Here is an 18,435-nt window from a genome sequence, read left to right as displayed (position 1 = left end):
TGGAGGGCCTTGGCCATGGAGCGTCTGACCCGCGTTCTGGGCGCCTTGACCCGCTGGGGGTTGGCAATTTGCGCCCTGCTGGCGGTGCTGGTGGCGCTGTATGTCAGCCTCGGCCGGCAACTGATACCGTTGGTCGCCGAATACCGTGTGGATGCCGAGCTCAAGGCCGAACAGGCCTTGGGCCTGCCTGTGCATGTGGGTGCGCTGGAAGGCCGTTGGAGCGGCTTGGCCCCGGTGCTGCGGGTGCGCGATCTGCAATTGGGTGAAGGCGCTGGCGCCTTGCGCCTGGACGACGTCAAGCTGGTGCCGGACCTGTGGGCCAGCCTCAAGGCGCGCGAACTGCGCCTGGCGCGCATCCAGCTCGGTGGTTTGCAGTTGATCCTGCGCGAAAACCAGCAGGGCGCCTGGGCCCTGGAGGGCTTGCCGCACAAGGACGATGCGCCACTCGACCCGGCGGATGCGCTCAAGCGCCTGCGCCAGTTGGGCCGGATCGACCTGTTCGACAGCCAGGTCACCCTGCACCCCTGGCAGCGCGAACCGCTCACCCTCACCTATGTCAGCCTCGGCCTGCAGGCCGGTGCCTCGCGCCAGCGCCTGGACCTGCGCGCCACCTTGCCCGATGGCCAGCCGCTGGCCGTTAGCCTGCGCAGCCGGGCCTCCGCCAAGGCCTGGCGCGATGGCCAGGTCGAAGCCTACCTCAGCCTGCCGCAGAGTGACTGGGCGCGGTGGCTGCCGCCGCAACTGCTGGGCCAGTGGCAAGCCGATACCCTGCGGGCTGGGGGGGAGTTCTGGGTCGACTGGAGCAAGGGCCAGTTGCAACACGCCGTGGTGCGCCTCAATGCACCGCAACTCAAGGGGGCCTACAGCGAGCGTAAGGCGGTCGCCCTCGACAACGTGGCGTTGTCGGCCTGGTTCCAGCGCCGCAACGACGGTTTCGACGTTGCTGTGGATTCGCTTGCCGCGAACATGGGCAAGACCCGTTGGGAGTCCCACCTGCAGTTGGCGCAGCGCACAGGGCAGACCCCGGCCGAGGAGTCCTGGCAGGTCCAGGCCGATCGCCTCGACCTGACACCGCTGACGCCGCTGATCGACGCCCTGGCGCCGCTACCGGACAACCTCAGGACCGTGGTCGATGCCCTCAAGGTCACCGGTGCCTTGCGCAATGTACGCCTGGACATCCGCCCCAAGGCCGAAGGCGACCAGCGTGTGCAGTTCGCCGCCAACCTGGAGAAGGTTGGTTTTGACGCCTATCACGGAGCACCTGCGGCGGGTAATGTCAGCGGCGCCATCAGCGGTGACCTGGGCCAGGGTGAGCTACGCCTGGATACCGAGGCGTTCATGCTGCACCTGTACCCGATCTTCGCCAAACCCTGGCACTACCAGCAGGCCAACGCCCGCCTGACCTGGAAACTCGACAAGGAAGGCTTCACGCTGATCGCCCCCTACATCAAGGTGCTGGGCGAGGAAGGCAAGATCGCGGCCGATTTCCTGATCCGGCTGCTGTTCGAAGAGGGCCGTGAGGACTACATGGACCTGCGTGTCGGCATGACCGAGGGTGATGGCCGCTACACCGCCAAGTACCTGCCCGAGGTGCTCAGCCCGGCACTCGACGAATGGCTGCGCAGTGCCATCGTCAAGGGCAACGTCGACGAAGGCTACTTCCAGTACCAGGGCTCGCTCAACCATGGCGCGCCGCCACATGCCCGCGACATCAGCCTGTTCTTCAAGGTGCATGACGCAGCCCTGGACTTCCAGCCGGGCTGGCCGCAGGTGCAGCAGGTGGACGGCGAGGTGTTCATCGAAGACAGCGGTGTTCGCGTCAATGCCCAGCGCGGCATGTTGCTGGACACCAAGGTCAGTGATGTGCGCGTCAATATTCCCCACGTCGACGCGGGGCAGCACAGCCACCTTTACCTGGATGGCGACTTCGACGGCAGCCTCGGCGACGGCCTGAAAATTCTCAAGGACGCACCCATAGGCACGGGGGCGATCTTCGCCGGCTGGGAAGGCGAGGGGCCGCTCAAGGGAAAGGTCAAGCTGGACATTCCCCTGGAACATGGCCAGCGGCCCAAGGTGCTGGTGGACTTCGCAACCGCCAACGCCACGCTGAAGGTGGCGCCACCAGCCCTGGAGCTGAGCCGCCTCAAAGGCGATTTCAGCTTCGATTACGACAAGGGGCTGAGCGGCAAGGACATCGCCCTGCAGGCATTCGGCAAACCGGTCACGGCGCAGATCGCCGCGGAAGGCAAGAATGGCCAGATCCAGAGCCGCATCACCGCCAGCGGCCAGGTGGGCCTCAAGGCGCTGACCGACTGGTTGCAGTTCCAGCAGGCGCTGCCCGCGTCGGGTGACCTGCCGTATCAGTTGCAATTGATGCTGGGCAGCCAGGATAACCGGCTGAGCGTCAACTCTTCGCTCAAGGGCCTGGCCATCGACCTGCCGGCGCCCTTCGGCAAGGCCGCCGCGGATACCCGCGACAGCCGCTTCAGCCTGACATTGCAAGGCCCGGAGCGGCGCATCGACGCGGCTTATGCAGACCTGGCCCGCTTTGCCTACGTGGCGCCTGCCGACAAGCTCACTCAGGGCCGCGGCGAGTTGTTGCTGGGCAGCGGCGAGGCCAGCCCGCCCAGTGGCCAGGGCTTGCGTGTGCGCGGGCGGCTCGAAGCGCTGGACCTGGCCCCCTGGCAGGCGCAGATGTCGCGCCTGGCCGGGCAGGACCCGGGCGGCAGTGCACGGCAGAACCTGCAGAGCGTCGACCTGAGTATCGGCCAGCTCAAGGCGTTCGGCATGGACCTCAACCAGGCCGTGGTGCGCCTGGCGCGCGGAGGCCCGGCCTGGGACCTGCGCCTGGACAGCAAGGAAGTGATTGGCAATGCACGCATTCCCGATGCCAAGGGCGTGCCGCTGAACATCCGCCTGCAGTCACTGCGCCTGCCGCCCGCCGACCCGAACGAGGCCCAGCCGGAGAACGCCCCGGACCCGCTGGCCAGCGTCGACCCGCGCAATGTGCCGCCGCTGGACCTGACCATCGACAAGCTGTACCGGGGCGACGACCTGTTCGGCAGCGCCACCCTGAAACTGCGCCAGGCGCCCCGTGGTATCGCCCTCAGCGACGTCGATCTGGACCTCAAGGGCCTGCACATCGATGGCAGTGGCGGTTGGGAGGGTGAGCCCGGCCGCACGTCGAGCTGGTACAAGGGCCGCCTGGACGGCAAGGACCTGGGCGATGTGCTCAAGGCCTGGGGCTTCGCCCCCACCGTGACCAGCCGCGACTTCCGCATGGACGTGGACGGCCGCTGGCCCGGTTCGCCGGCCTGGGTGAGCCTCAATCGCTATTCGGGCAGCCTCGACGCGGCGCTGCGTTCTGGCCAGTTCGTCGAAGTCGAAGGCAGTGCCCAGGCCCTGCGGGTGTTCGGCCTGCTCAACTTCAACTCGATTGGCCGGCGCCTGCGCCTGGACTTCTCCGACCTGTTCAGCAAAGGCCTGGCCTATGACCGGGTGAAAGGCCTGCTGGTGGCGAGCGAGGGGGTGTACGTGACCCGCGAGCCGATCACCGTCACTGGCCCGTCGAGCAACTTCGAGCTCGATGGCACCCTGGACCTGGCGCGCGACCGGGTCGACGCCAACCTGATGGTGACGCTACCGGTGACCAACAACCTGCCGCTGGCCGCGCTGATCATCGGTGCGCCGGCGGTGGGCGGGGCGCTGTTCCTGGTCGATCGCCTGATCGGCGACCGTGTGGCGCGTTTCGCCAGCGTGCATTACCGCGTCGAGGGCCCGGTGAAAGAGCCTAAAATCACCTTTGTGAAACCTTTTGATAAATAACCCGGGGTTGCAATGAAGTCAGCGGTGATCCAGATGGTCAGCCAGGACGATGTGCTGGCCAACCTGCAACGGGCCGGTGCGCTGCTCGAGCAGGCGGCTGCGGGCGGTGCGCGGCTGGCGGTGCTGCCGGAGAACTTCGCGGCCATGGGCCGGCGCGACGCCGCCGCCATCGGGCGGGCCGAAGCCCTGGGCGAGGGCCCGATCCTGCCGTGGTTGAAACGCACGGCCCGCGACCTCAAGTTATGGATTGTCGCCGGCACACTGCCGCTGCCACCGGTCGGCCAGCCCGAGGCAAAATCCCACGCCTGCTCGCTGCTGATCGATGAGCACGGCGAGATCGCCGCGCGCTACGACAAGCTGCACCTTTTCGATGTGGATGTGGCCGACAACCGTGGCCGCTACCGCGAGTCGGACGACTACGCCCATGGCAGCCAGGTGGTGGTGGCCGACACGCCAGTGGGGCGGCTGGGGTTGTCGGTGTGCTACGACCTGCGCTTTCCCGAGCTGTACAGCGCCCTGCGCGCTGCCGGCGCCGAGCTGATCAGTGCGCCAGCGGCGTTCACCGCGGTGACCGGCGCGGCGCACTGGGAAGTGCTGATTCGTGCGCGGGCCATCGAGACCCAGTGCTATGTACTGGCCGCCGCCCAGGGCGGCATGCATCCAGGGCCGCGGGAAACCCACGGCCAGGCGGCGATCGTCGACCCTTGGGGGCGAATCGTCGCGCAACAGGCGCGCGGCGAAGCGGTATTGCTGGCTACGCGCGACAGCGAAGAACAGGCGTCCATACGGGCGCGCATGCCGGTGGTTACCCACCGGCGCTTTTTCCCGCAGGACGCCTTGCGGCCTGCGCACACCTCGGAGTGACTATGAGCCAGATGTTATCCACCGTCAGTGAGCAGCTCCTGGCCCCGGGCGGATTGACCCTCGACAGCCTGCAGACGGTGCTGGGTGAGTTGGCGGGCCCCGGTATCGATGCGGCAGACCTGTATTTCCAGGGCCAGATCTCGGAAACCTGGGCGCTGGAAGACGGCATCGTCAAAGAAGGCAGCTTCAACCTCGACCAGGGCGTGGGCGTACGTGCCCAGTCCGGTGAAAAAACCGGTTTCGCCTACAGCAACGCGATCAACCTTGAAGCCCTGACTTCTGCCGCCCGCGCCGCCCGTTCGATCTCCCGCGCCGGGCAGAACGGCAAGGTGCAGGCGTTCCGCAGCCAGGACGTGACCGCGCTGTACGCACAGGACAACCCTTTGGACGTGCTCAGCCGCGCCGAGAAAGTCGAGCTGCTCAAGCGCGTCGATGCCGCCACCCGTGCGCTCGATCCGCGGATCCAGCAGGTCAGCGTGAGCATGGCCGGGGTGTGGGAGCGCATCCTGATCGCCGCCGCCGATGGCAGCCTGGCGGCCGACATTCGGCCGCTGGTGCGTTTCAACGTCAGCGTGATCGTCGAGCAGAACGGCCGTCGCGAGCGCGGCGGGCAGGGCGGTGGCGGGCGTACCGACTACCGCTATTTCACCGAAGAGCGGGTGATGGGTTATGCCCGCGAGGCACTGCGCCAGGCGTTGGTCAACCTCGAAGCGATCCCTGCGCCGGCGGGTACCCTGCCAGTGGTGCTGGGCTCGGGCTGGTCCGGCGTGCTGCTGCACGAAGCGGTCGGCCATGGCCTGGAAGGCGACTTCAACCGCAAGGGCAGCTCGGCGTTCAGCGGGCGCATCGGTGAGAAGGTGGCGTCGAGCCTGTGCACCATCGTCGATGATGGCACCCTGGAAGGGCGCCGCGGTTCGCTGAGCGTCGACGACGAAGGCACCCCCACCGAGTGCACCACGCTGATCGAGAACGGCATCCTCAAGGGCTACATGCAGGACAAGCTCAACGCCCGCCTGATGGGCATGGCGGTGACCGGTAACGGCCGTCGCGAATCCTACGCCCACCTGCCGATGCCGCGCATGACCAACACCTACATGCGTGCCGGCGACAGCGACCCGCAGGAGATCATCGCCTCGGTGAAGAAGGGCATCTATTGCGCCAACCTTGGCGGTGGCCAGGTGGACATCACCAGTGGCAAGTTCGTGTTCTCCACCAGCGAGGCCTACCTGATCGAGGACGGCAAGATTACCGCGCCGGTCAAGGGCGCCACGCTGATCGGCAATGGCCCGGAGGCGATGAGCCGGGTGTCGATGGTCGGTAATGACCTGGCGCTGGACAGCGGTGTGGGGACGTGCGGGAAGGATGGGCAGTCGGTGCCGGTGGGCGTTGGCCAGCCGACCTTGAAGCTGGATGCCATTACCGTGGGCGGTACTGGGGCTTGAGGGCTTTGGGGACCGCTTTGCGGTCCTTTCGCGGCACAAGGCCGCTCCTACAGTTGTACGCGTTCCCTGTAGGAGCGGCCTTGTGCCGCGATAGGCTGCGCAGCAGCCCCAAAAAAGGAGGCTCAGCGCAGGCCGCGCTGGGTCTCGTCGAGCTCGCGGATGTACTTGAACACTTTACGCATGGCAGCAGGCGGCTTGTTCCGCGCCTTTTCGTGCTGGGCGTGACGGATCAGCGAGCGCAGTTGCTGGCGGTCGGTGTCGGGGTACTCGTTGACGAAGCGCTCGAGGTCCTCGTCGTTACCGTCGATCAGGCGGTCGCGCCAGCGCTCCAGGTTATGGAAGCGCTCGTTGTACTGACGGGTCGAGCTGTCGATCTGGTCGAGCACGGCATGGATGGCGTCCAGGTCCTGCACGCGCATCAGCTTGCCGACGAACGACATGTGGCGTTTACGGGCACCGTGCGCCACGTGCTTGCTGGCCTCGGCCAGCGCCTTGCGCAGCTCGTCGGTCAGCGGCAGGCGCGCCAGGGTGTCGGCCTTGAGGGTGGTGAGGCGCTCACCGAGTTCGACCAGCGCATGCAGCTCGCGCTTGATCTGGGTTTTGCTTTTTTCGCCATCGAAGGCGTCGTCGTAAGAATCAACCATGGGGGCCGTCCGCAAGAAATCGCCGCCATGATAACCAGTCGGGGGCCGCTTGTCCGGCCCGGTCGTAGAATGACCCAAGCCGTACGCAGAATTTTCAGTGGAGAGAACCATGAGTGCAGTCCAGAGCGTAGGCCCCAAGGACCTGCCGGCGTTGCAGGAACAGGTCGAAGCGATCGTCGCCGAAGCGCGCCGCCAGGGCGCCAGCGCCTGCGAAGTGGCGGTGTCGCTGGAGCAGGGCCTGTCCACCAGTGTGCGCCAGCGCGAAGTCGAGACCGTCGAGTTCAACCGCGACCAGGGCTTCGGCATCACCCTCTACGTTGGCCAGCGCAAGGGCTCGGCCAGCACCTCGGCCAGCGGCCCTGAGGCGATCCGCGAGACGGTCGCGGCGGCACTGGCCATCGCCAAGCATACGTCCGAAGACGATTGCTCGGGCCTGGCCGATGCGGCGCTGATGGCCCGCGAGATGCCCGACCTCGATCTGTACCACGACTGGGACATCGAGCCGGAAAAAGCCATCGAGATGGCGTTGGCCTGCGAGGCTGCCGCCTTCGATGCTGACCCGCGCATCCTCAATGCCGATGGCACCACCCTCAATACCCACCAGGGCGTGCGGGTGTACGGTAACAGCCATGGCTTTATCGGCGGCTATGCCTCCACCCGCCACAGCCTGAGCTGCGTGATGATCGCCGAGGGTGGCGGGCAGATGCAGCGTGACTACTGGTACGACGTCAATCGCCAGGGCCAGCTGCTGGCCGACCCGCGCAGCATTGGCCAGCGTGCCGCGCAGCGCGCCGCCAGCCGCCTGGGGGCCCGACCGGTGCCAACCTGCGAAGTGCCGGTGCTGTTCAGCGCCGAGCTGGCGGGCGGGCTGTTCGGCAGCTTCCTGTCGGCGATCTCCGGCGGCAACCTGTACCGTAAGTCGTCGTTCCTCGAAGGCACCCTCGGCCAGCGGCTGTTCCCTACCTGGCTGACCCTGGATGAGCGCCCGCACCTGCCCCGAGCGCTGGGCAGCGCCTCGTTTGACGGTGACGGCCTGGCCACCTACGCCAAGCCGTTCGTCGACAAGGGGGAGCTGGTGTCGTACATCCTCGGCACCTATTCCGGACGCAAGCTGGGGCTGCCGAGTACCGCCAACTCCGGCGGCGTGCACAACCTGTTCGTCACCCATGGGGTCGAGGACCAGGCGGCGTTGATCCGCCGCATGGGGCGCGGCCTGCTGGTCACCGAGCTGATGGGGCATGGCCTGAACATGGTCACCGGGGATTATTCCCGTGGTGCGGCGGGCTTCTGGGTAGAGAACGGCGAGATCCAGCATGCGGTGCAGGAAGTGACCATCGCCGGCAATATGAAAGACATGTTCCAGCAAATCGTGGCGATTGGCAGCGATATTGAAACGCGTAGCAATATCCACAGTGGCTCTGTGCTGATCGAGCGGATGACCGTGGCGGGTAGCTGACCTGCCGCTCCCACGCGGCTGATTGCAAAGCCAGATAAAAGACCCGGCCATCGTGTCGGGTTTTTATTTGCCTTTCGGCTACCTTGAATTGATTCTATTTATCAATTAATAATGAATATCATTACCCAGTCACCCGGCGATGATCTTCATGAAAACCGTCCTCCACGAACTGCCCTACCTGGAAAACTGGCGCTGGCTCAGCCGGCGTATTCGTTGCGCCCTGGAGCCCGACGAGCCACGCCTGATCGAGCACTACCTGGCCGAAGGCCGTTACCTGGTGTGCTGCACCGAGACCTCGCCATGGACGGTGGCAATGACGTCTTTCCGCCTGCTGCTGGATACCGCCTGCGACCGCATGCTGCCCTGGCACTGGCGCTGCCTGTGCCTCGACCAGGCGTGGCGGCCGTTGCTCGACCTGCGCAACCTCGACCGCCAGGCGCATAACGAGCGCTGGCAACCCTTTGCGATGCAACTGGCCACCTGTGTGCTGTTGCCGTCGATTTCTCCCGAAGAACTGATGCAAGGACTTGAAGATGAGTGATACCCGTATCGAGCGTGACAGCATGGGTGAACTGCAGGTGCCGGCCCAGGCCCTGTACGGCGCCCAGACCCAACGCGCGGTCGACAACTTCCCGGTCAGCGGCAAGCCGATGCCGGCCCAGTTCATCCGTGCCCTGCTGCTGGCCAAGGCGGCCGCGGCCAAGGCCAACGTCGAACTGCAGCAGCTGAGCCCGGAGCAAGGGGGGGCGATCGTCAAGGCCGTGGAGCAGCTGCTGGCCGAGGATTTCATCCAGCATTTCCCGGTGGATGTGTTCCAGACCGGCTCCGGCACCAGTTCGAACATGAACGCCAACGAGGTGATCGCCACCCTGGCCAGCCGTGTGCTCGGCGAGCAGGTCAACGCCAACGATCACGTCAACTGCGGCCAGAGCAGCAACGACATCATCCCTACCACCATTCACGTCAGCGCCGCCCTGGCCCTGCATGAGCAGCTGCTGCCGGCCCTGCGCCACCTGGTCCAGGTGATCGAGGCCAAAGCCGTCGAAGTGCACAAGTACGTCAAGACCGGCCGCACCCACCTGATGGATGCCATGCCGGTGCGCATGAGCCAGGTGCTCGAGGGCTGGGCGGCGCAGATCAAAGGGGCCCAGGCCCATGTCGAGGCCACGCTGCCAAGCGTGCAGGCGCTGGCCCAGGGTGGCACCGCCGTTGGCACCGGGATCAATGCCCACCCGCAGTTCGCGGCTGGCTTCGCTCGCCAGTTGAGCGGCCTTACCCAGGTCGAGTTCACCCCAGGCCAGAACCTGTTCGCCCTGATCGGTTCCCAGGACACCGCCGTGGCGTTGTCCGGCCAGCTCAAGACCACCGCCGTGGCGCTGATGAAGATCGCCAACGACTTGCGCTGGATGAACTCCGGCCCGCTGGCCGGCCTCGGTGAAATCGAGCTGCAGGGCCTGCAGCCGGGTTCGTCGATCATGCCGGGCAAGGTCAACCCGGTGATCCCGGAGGCCACCGCGATGGTCGCGGCGCAAGTGATCGGCAACGACGCCACCATTGCCGTGGCCGGGCAGTCGGGCAACTTCGAGCTCAATGTGATGCTGCCGGTGATCGCCCGCAACCTGCTGGAAAGCATCGAGCTGATGGCCAACGTCAGCCGCCTGCTGGCCGACAAGGCTATCGCGACGTTCAAGGTCAATGAAGGCAAGCTCAAGGAAGCGTTGTCGCGCAACCCGATCCTGGTCACCGCGTTGAACCCGATCATCGGTTACCTCAAGGCTGCCGAAATCGCCAAGACCGCCTACAAGCAGGGGCGCCCGGTGATCGACGTGGCGCTGGAGCACACCGACCTGTCCCGCGACCAGCTCGAAGCACTGCTGGACCCGGAAAAACTCACCGCCGGCGGCATCTGAGCCAAGGCTGCCCAGGAGGCACGTCATGCAGCACTGGAGACGCACCACGCAAAACGCCAATCGCCTGTTCGACCAGGGCGAGCTGGTCGATGCCCGGGAACACTACCTGCAGGCGCTGGCCCTGGCCCAGGTGCTGTTCGAGCGCTGGCATGACGTCGATGAGGCGGTGGCCGCGCTGGTCATCGCCCATCACAACCTGGCCGACCTGCACCTGCGGCTTAACCAGCCGCACGAAAGCGCCGACTACCTGTGCGCTGCGCACCAGGCATTGCTCCAGGCCAGCCAGGAGCAACGCCTGCCACAGGCGCTGCGCGATGCCGCGTTGCGCCACAGCGCGCGCACCTACACCGAATTGCTGAGCTTCATCGCCGAATACGGCCAGTACCCGCGCACCGAGCGCCTGCTCAATCGCCAGGCGCCGGCTACCAGCGAACTGGTCGCGCAAACGGACCTCACGCTTCGTACACCTGCTCACGGAATCCACTGACATGCCCCATACCTTGCCTGCACTGCCTTATGCCTACGATGCGCTGGAGCCGCACATCGATACTCAGACCATGGAGATCCACCACAGCAAGCACCACCAGACCTACATCAACAACCTCAATGCCGCCATCGAAGGCACCGAGTGGGCCGAATGGCCGGTGGAACAGCTGGTGGGCGCGGTCAAGCAGTTGCCCGAGCAGCTGCAAGGGGCAGTGATCAACCAGGGCGGCGGTCATGCCAACCACACGCTGTTCTGGACCGTCATGTCGCCCAAGGGCGGTGGCGAACCCCAGGGTGAGGTGGCCAAGGCCATTGATGCCCAGTTGGGTGGTTTCGCGGCATTCAAGGACGCCTTCACCAAGGCTGCGCTGAGCCGCTTCGGCAGTGGCTGGGCCTGGCTCAGCGTCACGCCGGCGAAAACACTGGTGGTGGAAAGCAGCGGCAACCAGGACAGCCCGCTGATGCACGGCAACACGCCGATCCTGGGGCTCGACGTGTGGGAGCATGCCTACTACCTGAAGTACCAGAACCGTCGCCCCGAATACATTGGTGCTTTCTACAATGTGGTCGACTGGGCCGAAGTGGAACGCCGCTACCTTGAAACCCTGAAGTGAGTCGAACCGGTATGCGCTCCGAGGTGATGTCTGTCAGCAGTGTGCGCCTGTTCCGCCTGGCGCTTGGGACCTTGCTGTTGCTGGTTGGCACCGCGCTGCTGGTGGCGCGCGGCATCGCCTGGCTGGACCTGGAACCGCGCATGCTGCGCGCCCTGGAGGGCGGTGCATTGTGCGCACTAGGCACGGCATTGGGCGCGGTACCGGTGTTGGTGATTCGCAACATGCCGGTGGCGCTGGCCGATACCTTGCTCGGCTTTGGCGCCGGGGTAATGCTGGCCGCCACCGCGTTCTCGCTGATCATCCCGGGGCTGGAGGCGGCCCAGGCCATCGGCTACAGCCCCTGGGGCGCCGGTGGCTTGATCAGCGGCGGCCTGCTGTTCGGCGCGTTGTGCCTGTTTCTGGTCGACCTCAGGGTTTCCGGGGCGTCTCCCGAAGCGCTGGTCGGTACCGGGCAGCAGCCAGTGATCGCTGCGCGGATCTGGCTGTTCGTCATTGCCATCATCGCCCACAACATTCCCGAAGGCATGGCCATTGGCGTGTCTGCCGGGGGCGGCATGGCCGATGCCGACAGCCTGGCCATGGGCATTGCCCTTCAGGATGTGCCAGAAGGCTTGGTGATTGCGCTGGTGTTGGCGGGCGCCGGGATGCCGCGCTTCAAGGCGTTCCTGATCGGTGCCGCGTCCGGGCTGGTCGAGCCCTTGGCGGCGGTGATCTGCGCCTGGTTGGTGAACATTGCCGAACTGCTGTTGCCGTTGGGCCTGGCCTGCGCGGCGGGGGCGATGTTGCTGGTGGTGACCCAGGAGATCATTCCCGAGTCACGCAGCAATGGGCATCATCGCCTGGCGAGCCTGGGGCTGTGCGTGGGCTTCTGCCTGATGATGGTGATGGATACGGCGATGTCCTGAGTGTCAGGCGAAAATCACTTCCACCCGGCCTTCGCGCCGGGTCTGGGGGGCTTCCTTGATCACGATCTGCACGTCCCGGCCCAGGCGGGCGAGGCAGTCAATCATCTTGCTTTCGCTGATGCCACGGAATTTGCCGCGGGTCAGGGCGGAGACCTTGGGTTGGCTCAGGCCAAGCAGCTCTGCAGCCTGCAGTTGAGTGAGCTGGCGTGCCTTGATGATGCTGCAGATCTTGCTGGCCAGGCGGGCCTTGACCAGCATCTCGCTGGCGTCGGCGCTGTGCAGGTCGGCATAGACGTTATCTGTGCCTTCTTCGATTTCAATCATGTGTTATCCCCTTCGAGTGAGCCTGTGCCAGCTTCAAGCGGGCATGGATCAAATCCACGTCATGCTTTGAGGTTTTGATGCCGCTGCGGGACTTCTTCTGGAAACAGTGCAGCACGTAAACCGCTTCGACCAGGCTGATGGTGTAGACCGCACGATAGGTGTCGCCGTGATGGTCTTCGACCACCTCGAGCACACCGCCGCCTGAAAACCCCTTAAGCACCTTTGCCTGGCAGTGCTTGCCGCCTTCCTGAGCCTGATACAGAGCAAAACCGAAAACATCCTGGTCATCAGCTGGGAGTGCCTGGATATCCTTTCGGGAGCTGCCAACCCAGAACAGGCGTTTGAAATTCTTGATCGCTTCCATGAGATCGCCTCGAATCTATACCCATATTGGTATAGAGACAATCGCAGGATCTCACACGCCGACAATTGGTAGCGAATGTTACGCGGGGAGAATTACTCGCCTTCGTCGAAGAAGTTGTTGATCAGCGCCACCAGCGCTTCAAGGGCGTCGTTGTCCTGCTCGCCTTCGGTGAGCAGATGCACCTGGGTGCCCTTGCCGGCGGCGAGCATCATCACCGCCATGATGCTCTTGCCGTCCACCAGTTTGTCCGGTGCGCGGCCGACCCGTACCTGGCAGGGGAAGCGCCCGGCCACGCCGACGAACTTGGCTGCCGCCCGGGCATGCAGGCCCAGCTTGTTGATGATGGTGATTTCGCGGGCGGGCATCGTGGGGCGGATCCTGTGGGCTAGAGGTCGCGGTGGCGAACCTGGACGTTTTTCAGGGATTGCTGGAGCACCTGGCCGAGCCGTTCGGTGATGTACACCGAGCGGTGGTGGCCGCCAGTGCAGCCGATGGCGATGGTGACGTAAGCACGGTTGCTGGCGGCGAAGCGAGGCAGCCATTTGAGCAGGTAGCTGGAGATGTCCTGGAACATCTCGTCGACGTCCGGCTGGGCGGCCAGGTAGTCGATCACCGGCTGTTCGAGCCCGGAGTGATCACGAAGTTCCGGTTTCCAGTAGGGGTTGGGCAGGCAGCGCACGTCGAACACCAGGTCGGCATCCACCGGCATGCCACGCTTGAAACCGAAGGATTCGACCAGGAAGGCGGTGCCAGGCTCCGGCTGGTTGAGCAGGCGCAGCTTGATCGAGTCACGCAGCTGGTAAAGATTCAGGCGGGTGGTGTCGATCTTCAGGTCAGCCAGGTCGGCGATGGGGCCCAGCAGCTCGCTTTCCACCCGGATGGCCTCGGCCAGCGAACGGTTGGCGTTGGTCAGCGGGTGGCGGCGACGGGTTTCGGAAAAGCGTTTGAGCAGTGTTTCTTCGTCAGCGTCCAGATACAGGACATCGCACTGGATATGCCGGGCACGTGCCTCTTCCAGCAGTTCCGGGAAGCGTGTCAGGTGGCTGGGCAGGTTGCGCGCATCGATGGAAACAGCCACTTTGGGCTGTTGCAACTCGGTGTTGATCAGCGCGTTTTCCGCCAGCTGCGGCAACAACCCGGCAGGCAGGTTGTCGATGCAGTAGTAGCCGTTGTCTTCTAGCACGTCGAGGGCGGTGCTCTTACCCGAGCCGGAGCGGCCGCTGACGATGATCAGGCGCATGTTCAGGCCTCGTTCTGGACGTCCAGGACCACCTGGTAGAGCGCTTCGTTGCTGCTGGCAGCACGCAGGCGCTTACGCACATCCTCGCGATCGAGCATGCTGGCGATCTGGCGCAGCAATTCAAGGTGCGCATCGGTCGCGGCTTCAGGGACCAGCAGGACGAACAGCAGGTCCACGGGCGCGCCATCGATGGCGTCGTAGTCGATGGGGGCTTCCAGGTGCAGCAGGGCACTGACGGGCGCTGTGCAGCCCTCGAGCCTGCAGTGGGGAATGGCGATGCCATTGCCAAAACCGGTGGAGCCGAGTTTCTCGCGGGCAATCAGCTTCTCGAAGACGTCTTGCATCTCGAGCTCTGGGATTTGCTCGGCAATTACAGTGGCGACCTTTTCGAGGGCGCGCTTCTTACTGCCGCCCGGCACGTTCACAAGGGAACGGCCGGGGGTCAGGATGGTTTCAAGTCGGATCATGGATGAGGGGGATCAGCGGGCGGCTGCGCCTTGCAGCAGGCTTTGCTGTTTTTCCTTGTGTTTTTTCAGTTGGCGGTCGAGCTTGTCGGCAAGCGCGTCGATCGCAGCATACATGTCTTGGTGTTCGGCATTGGCAACGACTTCGCCACCGGGTATCTGGAGCGTGGCTTCAACCTTCTGCTGCAGCTTCTCGACTTTCATGATCACCGTCACGTTGGTGATCTTGTCGAAATGACCCTCCAGTCGGGCGAGCTTCTCGAGCACGTAATCGCGCAGTGGTTGGGTGACTTCTACATGCTGTCCACTGATGTTGACTTGCATACAGCTTCTCCTTTGTTGCCCGTGCATAAAGAGGCAGGTATTGCACCTGCCACTGAAACGCTATGGCTTGCCCAGGGGCTACATCAGTCGCTTGCGCTCACTCGAAGGCGCTATGCCCAACGATTCGCGGTACTTGGCGACGGTGCGACGGGCTACCTGGATGCCTTGTGCCTCCAGTAAACCAGCGATCTTACTGTCACTCAATGGCTTTTTCTGATTTTCCGCCGCGACCAGCTTCTTGATGATTGCGCGGATTGCCGTGGACGAGCATTCGCCGCCTTCGGAGGTGCTCACGTGGCTCGAGAAAAAGTATTTCAGCTCGTAGATGCCACGCGGGGTGTGCATGTATTTCTGGGTGGTGACCCGGGAAATGGTCGACTCATGCATGCCCACCGCCTCGGCGATGTCGTGCAGCACCAATGGCTTCATGGCTTCGTCACCGTGGTCCAGGAAGCCACGCTGGTGTTCGACGATCTGGGTCGCCACTTTCATCAGGGTTTCGTTGCGGCTTTGCAGGCTCTTGATGAACCAGCGCGCTTCCTGCAACTGGTTGCGCATGAAGGTGTTGTCGGCGCTGGTGTCGGCACGGCGCACGAAGCCTGCGTACTGCGGGTTGACCCGCAGGCGCGGTACGGCTTCCTGATTGAGCTCGACCAGCCAGCGCTCGCTGTCCTTGCGCACGATAACGTCAGGCACGACATATTCGGGTTCGCTCGACTCGATCTGTGAGCCAGGGCGTGGGTTGAGCGTCTGCACCAGCTCGATGACCTGGCGCAGTTCGTCTTCCTTGAGCTTCATGCGGCGCATCAGCTGGCTGTAGTCACGGCTGCCGAGCAGGTCGATATAGTCGTTGACCAGGCGCTGGGCTTCGCTCATCCACGGCGTCGAGGCTGGCAGCTGGCGCAGTTGCAAGAGCAGGCATTCGCCCAGCGTGCGGGCGCCGATGCCGGCGGGTTCGAACTGCTGGATGCGGTGCAGCACGGCCTCTACCTCGTCCAGCTCGATATCGAGCTCGGGGTCGAAGCCGGCGCAGATTTCCTCGAGGGTGTCTTCCAGGTAGCCCTGGCCGTTGATGCTGTCGATCAGGGTGACGGCAATCAACCGGTCGGTGTCGGACATCGGCGCGAGGTTGAGCTGCCAGAGCAGGTGGCTCTGCAGGCTCTCGCCCACGGAGGTGCGGGTGGTGAAGTCCCACTCGTCATCATCGTTGCTGGGCAGGCTGCTGGCGCTGGTCTGGTAGATGTCTTCCCAGGCGGTGTCGACAGGCAGTTCGTTGGGAATGCGCTCGGCCCACTCGCCTTCTTCCAGGGTCTCGGTGTTGCCAGTGGTTTCCTGGAAGCTGGTGTCCTGGGCTTCGGCGACCGGTTTGCTCTCGGCGTTGTCCGCCATCGGGTCGCTGTTGTCGAAGTCGTCGCCGTCTTCCTGGCGTTCGAGCATCGGATTGGATTCCAGCGCCTCCTGGATTTCCTGCTGTAGGTCCAGGGTGGAAAGCTGAAGCAGACGAATGGCCTGTTGCAACTGCGGGGTCATCGTCAGTTGCTGGCCCATTTTTAGGACGAGCGATGGTTTCATGGCAGGGGCTTAATACCTTGTTAGCCGGCGCACATGCGCCATCTACTACCTGTAGGGCGCTGGGCGCCGATTTTAAGCAAGTTCTTATGCAACTCGTATGCCTGAAATTCTAGCGCTTGCCTAGAGCACAGTAACACTTAAGCCCTGATCGGGCCGGTGCGCCAGTGCTCCAGGCGGGCCCTGGATCAGAGGCGGAACTCGTGACCCAGGTAGACCTCCTTGACCAACTGGTTGGCCAGGATGGTCTCGGCATCGCCCTCGGCGATCAGTTGACCATCGTTGACGATGTAGGCCGTTTCACAAATATCGAGCGTCTCGCGAACGTTGTGGTCGGTGATCAGCACGCCGATCCCCTTGTTCTTGAGGTGGTGGATGATCTGCTTGATGTCGCCCACCGAGATCGGGTCGACGCCCGCGAACGGTTCGTCCAGCAGGATGAACTTGGGCGCGGTGGCCAGGGCGCGGGCGATCTCCACACGGCGGCGTTCACCACCGGAGAGGCTCATGCCGAGGTTGTCGCGGATGTGGCTGATGTGGAACTCCTGCAGCAGGCTTTCCAGCTCCTTGCGGCGGCCGTCGCGGTCGAGGTCCTTGCGGGTCTCGAGGATGGCCATGATGTTGTCGGCCACCGACAGCTTGCGGAAGATCGAGGCTTCCTGCGGCAGGTAGCCGATGCCGGCCTGGGCGCGGCCATGCATGGGCTGGTGGCTGACATCAAGGCTGTCGATCAGTACCCGGCCCTGATCGGCCTGGACCAGGCCGACGATCATGTAGAAGCAGGTGGTCTTGCCGGCACCGTTGGGGCCGAGCAAACCGACGATCTGGCCGCTGTCGATGGACAGGCTGACGTCGCGAACGACTTGTCGGCCCTTGTAGCTCTTGGCCAGGTGCTGGGCTTTGAGGGTTGCCATTTACTCGGCCTTTTTCTTCGGTTGAATGACCATGTCGATACGCTGACGTGGTGCAGTCACATTGCCGCCGCGGCCGGCGGTCGCCACCTGGGTCTTGGTGTTGTAGACGATCTTCTCGCCTTCGGTGGTGTTGCCTTCGTTCTCGACCTTGGCGCGGTCGGTCAGAATGACCAGTTCTTTTTGCGCCTGGTACTGGATGGTCACGGCCCAGCCTTTCATCTTGTCCGGCTTGGCGGCGCTCTGTTGCTGTTCGAAGTAGGCCAGGTTGCCCACCGAGGTGACCACGTCGATGTCGCCGTTGGCGGCGCGGGTCATGGTCACGGTGTTGCCTTTGATCATCATCGAACCCTGGGTGATGATCACGTCGCCGGTGTAGGTGGCCACGCCCTGCTTGTCGTCCAGGTGCGCGTTGTCGGCCTGGATGCGGATTGGCTGGTCACGGTCGTTCGGCAGGGCGAAGGCGCTCGCGCTTCCCAGTGCTACGCCCAGGCTGAGCAGAAGGGGGATGGTTTTAACGAGCCTCATACTGTCCTCTTACGTTAGAGAGCAGGTCCACCCTGCCTTCTTTCAAATACGCTTTCATTCCTTTGCCCGTAGTCGTGCCACCGGCGCCGTCGATTCTAACGGCTTGCTCGGTCTGCGCATATTGCTTCTGCGGGAACACGGTCATGCGTGTGCTGGTAATGATGGTTTCACGTTGCTTTTCGTCGGTGCGGGCAACCCGCACATTGTCGATCAGTTCAACTTCGGTGCCGTCCGGGTTGACCTCGGCGCGCGCGCTCTGCACATGCCAGGGGTACTCGGTACCACGGTACATGTGCAGGTCGGGGGTGGTCACCAGGGTGACTTCGCTGGCCTTCAGGTGCTCGACCTTGTCCGCGGTCATTTCGTATTGCAGCTTGCCGTCAGGCAAAAACTGCACGCTGTGGGCGTTGATCGCGTAGTAGTCGATGGCGCTCTCGTCGGTCTGGGCGACCGGCTTGTCGAGGAAGCTCTCGGGGCTGATGTTCCAGTAGCCCACGGCCACCAGCACGGCGGCTATCACGCCAAGCAGCGCGAAATTTCGGATCTTCTTGCTGAACATGGTGGG

20 protein-coding genes are annotated in these 18,435 nt (G+C 64.1%); 9 read left to right on the top strand and 11 right to left on the bottom strand.

Going from position 1 to position 18,435, the window contains the following annotated elements; translation table 11 throughout:
• The first annotated feature begins 15 nt into the window (after window positions 1–15).
• From L6D77_RS09970 to tldD, 3 genes are read left to right on the top strand one after another with little or no spacing between them, the layout of a single operon-like run.
• The gene (locus tag L6D77_RS09970) at window positions 16–3,825 is read left to right on the top strand and encodes a YhdP family protein (RefSeq protein WP_232883103.1); all 3,810 of its coding nucleotides are present in this window, start codon (window positions 16–18) and stop codon (window positions 3,823–3,825) included.
• A 12-nt stretch (window positions 3,826–3,837) separates the two neighbouring features.
• Window positions 3,838–4,689: a carbon-nitrogen hydrolase family protein gene (locus L6D77_RS09965; RefSeq protein WP_232883104.1), complete on the top strand. Its 852-nt coding sequence runs from the start codon at window positions 3,838–3,840 to the stop codon at window positions 4,687–4,689.
• Window positions 4,690–4,691: 2 nt separating this feature from the next.
• Window positions 4,692–6,131 (top strand): metalloprotease TldD, encoded by a 1,440-nt coding sequence (tldD, locus tag L6D77_RS09960; protein ID WP_232883105.1) that lies wholly within the window; start codon window positions 4,692–4,694, stop codon window positions 6,129–6,131.
• A gap of 122 nt (window positions 6,132–6,253) precedes the next feature.
• Here the strand turns inward: tldD and yjgA are convergent, their stop codons facing one another.
• Window positions 6,254–6,775 (bottom strand): ribosome biogenesis factor YjgA, encoded by a 522-nt coding sequence (gene yjgA / locus L6D77_RS09955; RefSeq protein ID WP_110993444.1) that lies wholly within the window; start codon window positions 6,773–6,775, stop codon window positions 6,254–6,256.
• Window positions 6,776–6,884: 109 nt separating this feature from the next.
• On the opposite strand from yjgA, the gene pmbA reads away from it, so the two are divergent.
• The 6 genes from pmbA (at window position 6,885) to L6D77_RS09925 (ending at window position 12,146) form a co-directional block, all read left to right on the top strand.
• Entirely contained in the window at window positions 6,885–8,231 is a 1,347-nt protein-coding gene (gene pmbA, locus L6D77_RS09950; protein ID WP_232883106.1) for a metalloprotease PmbA, read from the top strand.
• A gap of 139 nt (window positions 8,232–8,370) precedes the next feature.
• A complete protein-coding gene (locus L6D77_RS09945) occupies window positions 8,371–8,772 on the top strand; it encodes a FagA protein (protein ID WP_153787407.1) in 402 nt (133 codons plus the stop codon).
• Complete coding sequence (locus L6D77_RS09940; RefSeq protein ID WP_232883107.1) at window positions 8,765–10,141, top strand: class II fumarate hydratase; 1,377 nt, start codon at window positions 8,765–8,767, stop codon at window positions 10,139–10,141. Before L6D77_RS09945 ends, L6D77_RS09940 begins: the two co-directional genes overlap by 8 nt.
• Window positions 10,142–10,166: 25 nt before the next feature.
• Window positions 10,167–10,628, top strand: coding sequence for a DUF2753 domain-containing protein (locus L6D77_RS09935; RefSeq protein WP_232883108.1), 462 nt, complete (start codon window positions 10,167–10,169; stop codon window positions 10,626–10,628).
• A gap of 1 nt (window position 10,629) precedes the next feature.
• Window positions 10,630–11,241, top strand: a complete 612-nt coding sequence (locus tag L6D77_RS09930; RefSeq protein ID WP_232883109.1) for a superoxide dismutase — start codon at window positions 10,630–10,632, stop codon at window positions 11,239–11,241.
• Between the two features lie 11 nt (window positions 11,242–11,252).
• Complete coding sequence (locus L6D77_RS09925) at window positions 11,253–12,146, top strand: ZIP family metal transporter (RefSeq protein ID WP_125861410.1); 894 nt, start codon at window positions 11,253–11,255, stop codon at window positions 12,144–12,146.
• A gap of 3 nt (window positions 12,147–12,149) precedes the next feature.
• On the opposite strand, the gene L6D77_RS09920 is transcribed toward L6D77_RS09925, so the two are convergent.
• The 10 genes from L6D77_RS09920 to lptC all read right to left on the bottom strand — a co-directional run bounded on the left by L6D77_RS09920 (window position 12,150) and on the right by lptC (window position 18,429).
• The gene (locus tag L6D77_RS09920) at window positions 12,150–12,470 is read right to left on the bottom strand and encodes a helix-turn-helix domain-containing protein (RefSeq protein ID WP_232883110.1); all 321 of its coding nucleotides are present in this window, start codon (window positions 12,468–12,470) and stop codon (window positions 12,150–12,152) included.
• Window positions 12,463–12,834, bottom strand: coding sequence for a type II toxin-antitoxin system RelE/ParE family toxin (locus L6D77_RS09915; RefSeq protein ID WP_232883111.1), 372 nt, complete (start codon window positions 12,832–12,834; stop codon window positions 12,463–12,465). Before L6D77_RS09915 ends, L6D77_RS09920 begins: the two co-directional genes overlap by 8 nt.
• 92 nt (window positions 12,835–12,926) lie before the next feature.
• On the bottom strand, window positions 12,927–13,199 hold the full coding sequence (locus L6D77_RS09910; RefSeq protein WP_125860083.1) for an HPr family phosphocarrier protein: 273 nt from the start codon (window positions 13,197–13,199) through the stop codon (window positions 12,927–12,929).
• A gap of 20 nt (window positions 13,200–13,219) precedes the next feature.
• The gene (rapZ, locus tag L6D77_RS09905) at window positions 13,220–14,074 is read right to left on the bottom strand and encodes an RNase adapter RapZ (RefSeq protein WP_232883112.1); all 855 of its coding nucleotides are present in this window, start codon (window positions 14,072–14,074) and stop codon (window positions 13,220–13,222) included.
• Between the two features lie 2 nt (window positions 14,075–14,076).
• Window positions 14,077–14,541 (bottom strand): PTS IIA-like nitrogen regulatory protein PtsN, encoded by a 465-nt coding sequence (gene ptsN, locus L6D77_RS09900; protein ID WP_232883113.1) that lies wholly within the window; start codon window positions 14,539–14,541, stop codon window positions 14,077–14,079.
• A gap of 12 nt (window positions 14,542–14,553) precedes the next feature.
• Window positions 14,554–14,862 carry a ribosome hibernation-promoting factor, HPF/YfiA family gene (hpf, locus tag L6D77_RS09895; RefSeq protein ID WP_110993432.1) on the bottom strand — a complete coding sequence of 103 codons (309 nt, stop codon included), beginning with the start codon at window positions 14,860–14,862 and terminating at the stop codon, window positions 14,554–14,556.
• A 78-nt stretch (window positions 14,863–14,940) separates the two neighbouring features.
• Window positions 14,941–16,434, bottom strand: coding sequence for an RNA polymerase factor sigma-54 (locus L6D77_RS09890; RefSeq protein ID WP_236170042.1), 1,494 nt, complete (start codon window positions 16,432–16,434; stop codon window positions 14,941–14,943).
• A 185-nt stretch (window positions 16,435–16,619) separates the two neighbouring features.
• Window positions 16,620–17,345, bottom strand: coding sequence for an LPS export ABC transporter ATP-binding protein (lptB, locus tag L6D77_RS09885; protein ID WP_011532417.1), 726 nt, complete (start codon window positions 17,343–17,345; stop codon window positions 16,620–16,622).
• Window positions 17,346–17,870 (bottom strand): lipopolysaccharide transport periplasmic protein LptA, encoded by a 525-nt coding sequence (gene lptA, locus L6D77_RS09880; RefSeq protein WP_232883115.1) that lies wholly within the window; start codon window positions 17,868–17,870, stop codon window positions 17,346–17,348.
• Window positions 17,857–18,429 carry an LPS export ABC transporter periplasmic protein LptC gene (lptC, locus tag L6D77_RS09875; RefSeq protein ID WP_232883116.1) on the bottom strand — a complete coding sequence of 191 codons (573 nt, stop codon included), beginning with the start codon at window positions 18,427–18,429 and terminating at the stop codon, window positions 17,857–17,859. The genes lptA and lptC overlap by 14 nt, the downstream gene beginning before the upstream one ends.
• Window positions 18,430–18,435 lie beyond the last annotated feature (6 nt).

The sequence above is a fragment of the Pseudomonas parasichuanensis genome (genome assembly GCF_021601385.1).
GTDB classification, from domain to species: domain Bacteria; phylum Pseudomonadota; class Gammaproteobacteria; order Pseudomonadales; family Pseudomonadaceae; genus Aquipseudomonas; species Aquipseudomonas parasichuanensis.
This window is presented reverse-complemented; position numbering and strand designations above follow the sequence as displayed.

Coding starts and splice junctions, on each gene's coding strand:
- L6D77_RS09970 (WP_232883103.1), top strand. CDS start 16: ATGGAGCGTCTGACCCGCGTTCTGGGCGCCTTGACCCGCTGGGGGTTG.
- L6D77_RS09965 (WP_232883104.1), top strand. CDS start 3,838: ATGAAGTCAGCGGTGATCCAGATGGTCAGCCAGGACGATGTGCTGGCC.
- tldD (WP_232883105.1), top strand. CDS start 4,692: ATGAGCCAGATGTTATCCACCGTCAGTGAGCAGCTCCTGGCCCCGGGC.
- yjgA (WP_110993444.1), bottom strand. CDS start 6,775: ATGGTTGATTCTTACGACGACGCCTTCGATGGCGAAAAAAGCAAAACC.
- pmbA (WP_232883106.1), top strand. CDS start 6,885: ATGAGTGCAGTCCAGAGCGTAGGCCCCAAGGACCTGCCGGCGTTGCAG.
- L6D77_RS09945 (WP_153787407.1), top strand. CDS start 8,371: ATGATCTTCATGAAAACCGTCCTCCACGAACTGCCCTACCTGGAAAAC.
- L6D77_RS09940 (WP_232883107.1), top strand. CDS start 8,765: ATGAGTGATACCCGTATCGAGCGTGACAGCATGGGTGAACTGCAGGTG.
- L6D77_RS09935 (WP_232883108.1), top strand. CDS start 10,167: ATGCAGCACTGGAGACGCACCACGCAAAACGCCAATCGCCTGTTCGAC.
- L6D77_RS09930 (WP_232883109.1), top strand. CDS start 10,630: ATGCCCCATACCTTGCCTGCACTGCCTTATGCCTACGATGCGCTGGAG.
- L6D77_RS09925 (WP_125861410.1), top strand. CDS start 11,253: ATGCGCTCCGAGGTGATGTCTGTCAGCAGTGTGCGCCTGTTCCGCCTG.
- L6D77_RS09920 (WP_232883110.1), bottom strand. CDS start 12,470: ATGATTGAAATCGAAGAAGGCACAGATAACGTCTATGCCGACCTGCAC.
- L6D77_RS09915 (WP_232883111.1), bottom strand. CDS start 12,834: ATGGAAGCGATCAAGAATTTCAAACGCCTGTTCTGGGTTGGCAGCTCC.
- L6D77_RS09910 (WP_125860083.1), bottom strand. CDS start 13,199: ATGCCCGCCCGCGAAATCACCATCATCAACAAGCTGGGCCTGCATGCC.
- rapZ (WP_232883112.1), bottom strand. CDS start 14,074: ATGCGCCTGATCATCGTCAGCGGCCGCTCCGGCTCGGGTAAGAGCACC.
- ptsN (WP_232883113.1), bottom strand. CDS start 14,541: ATGATCCGACTTGAAACCATCCTGACCCCCGGCCGTTCCCTTGTGAAC.
- hpf (WP_110993432.1), bottom strand. CDS start 14,862: ATGCAAGTCAACATCAGTGGACAGCATGTAGAAGTCACCCAACCACTG.
- L6D77_RS09890 (WP_236170042.1), bottom strand. CDS start 16,434: ATGAAACCATCGCTCGTCCTAAAAATGGGCCAGCAACTGACGATGACC.
- lptB (WP_011532417.1), bottom strand. CDS start 17,345: ATGGCAACCCTCAAAGCCCAGCACCTGGCCAAGAGCTACAAGGGCCGA.
- lptA (WP_232883115.1), bottom strand. CDS start 17,870: ATGAGGCTCGTTAAAACCATCCCCCTTCTGCTCAGCCTGGGCGTAGCA.
- lptC (WP_232883116.1), bottom strand. CDS start 18,429: ATGTTCAGCAAGAAGATCCGAAATTTCGCGCTGCTTGGCGTGATAGCC.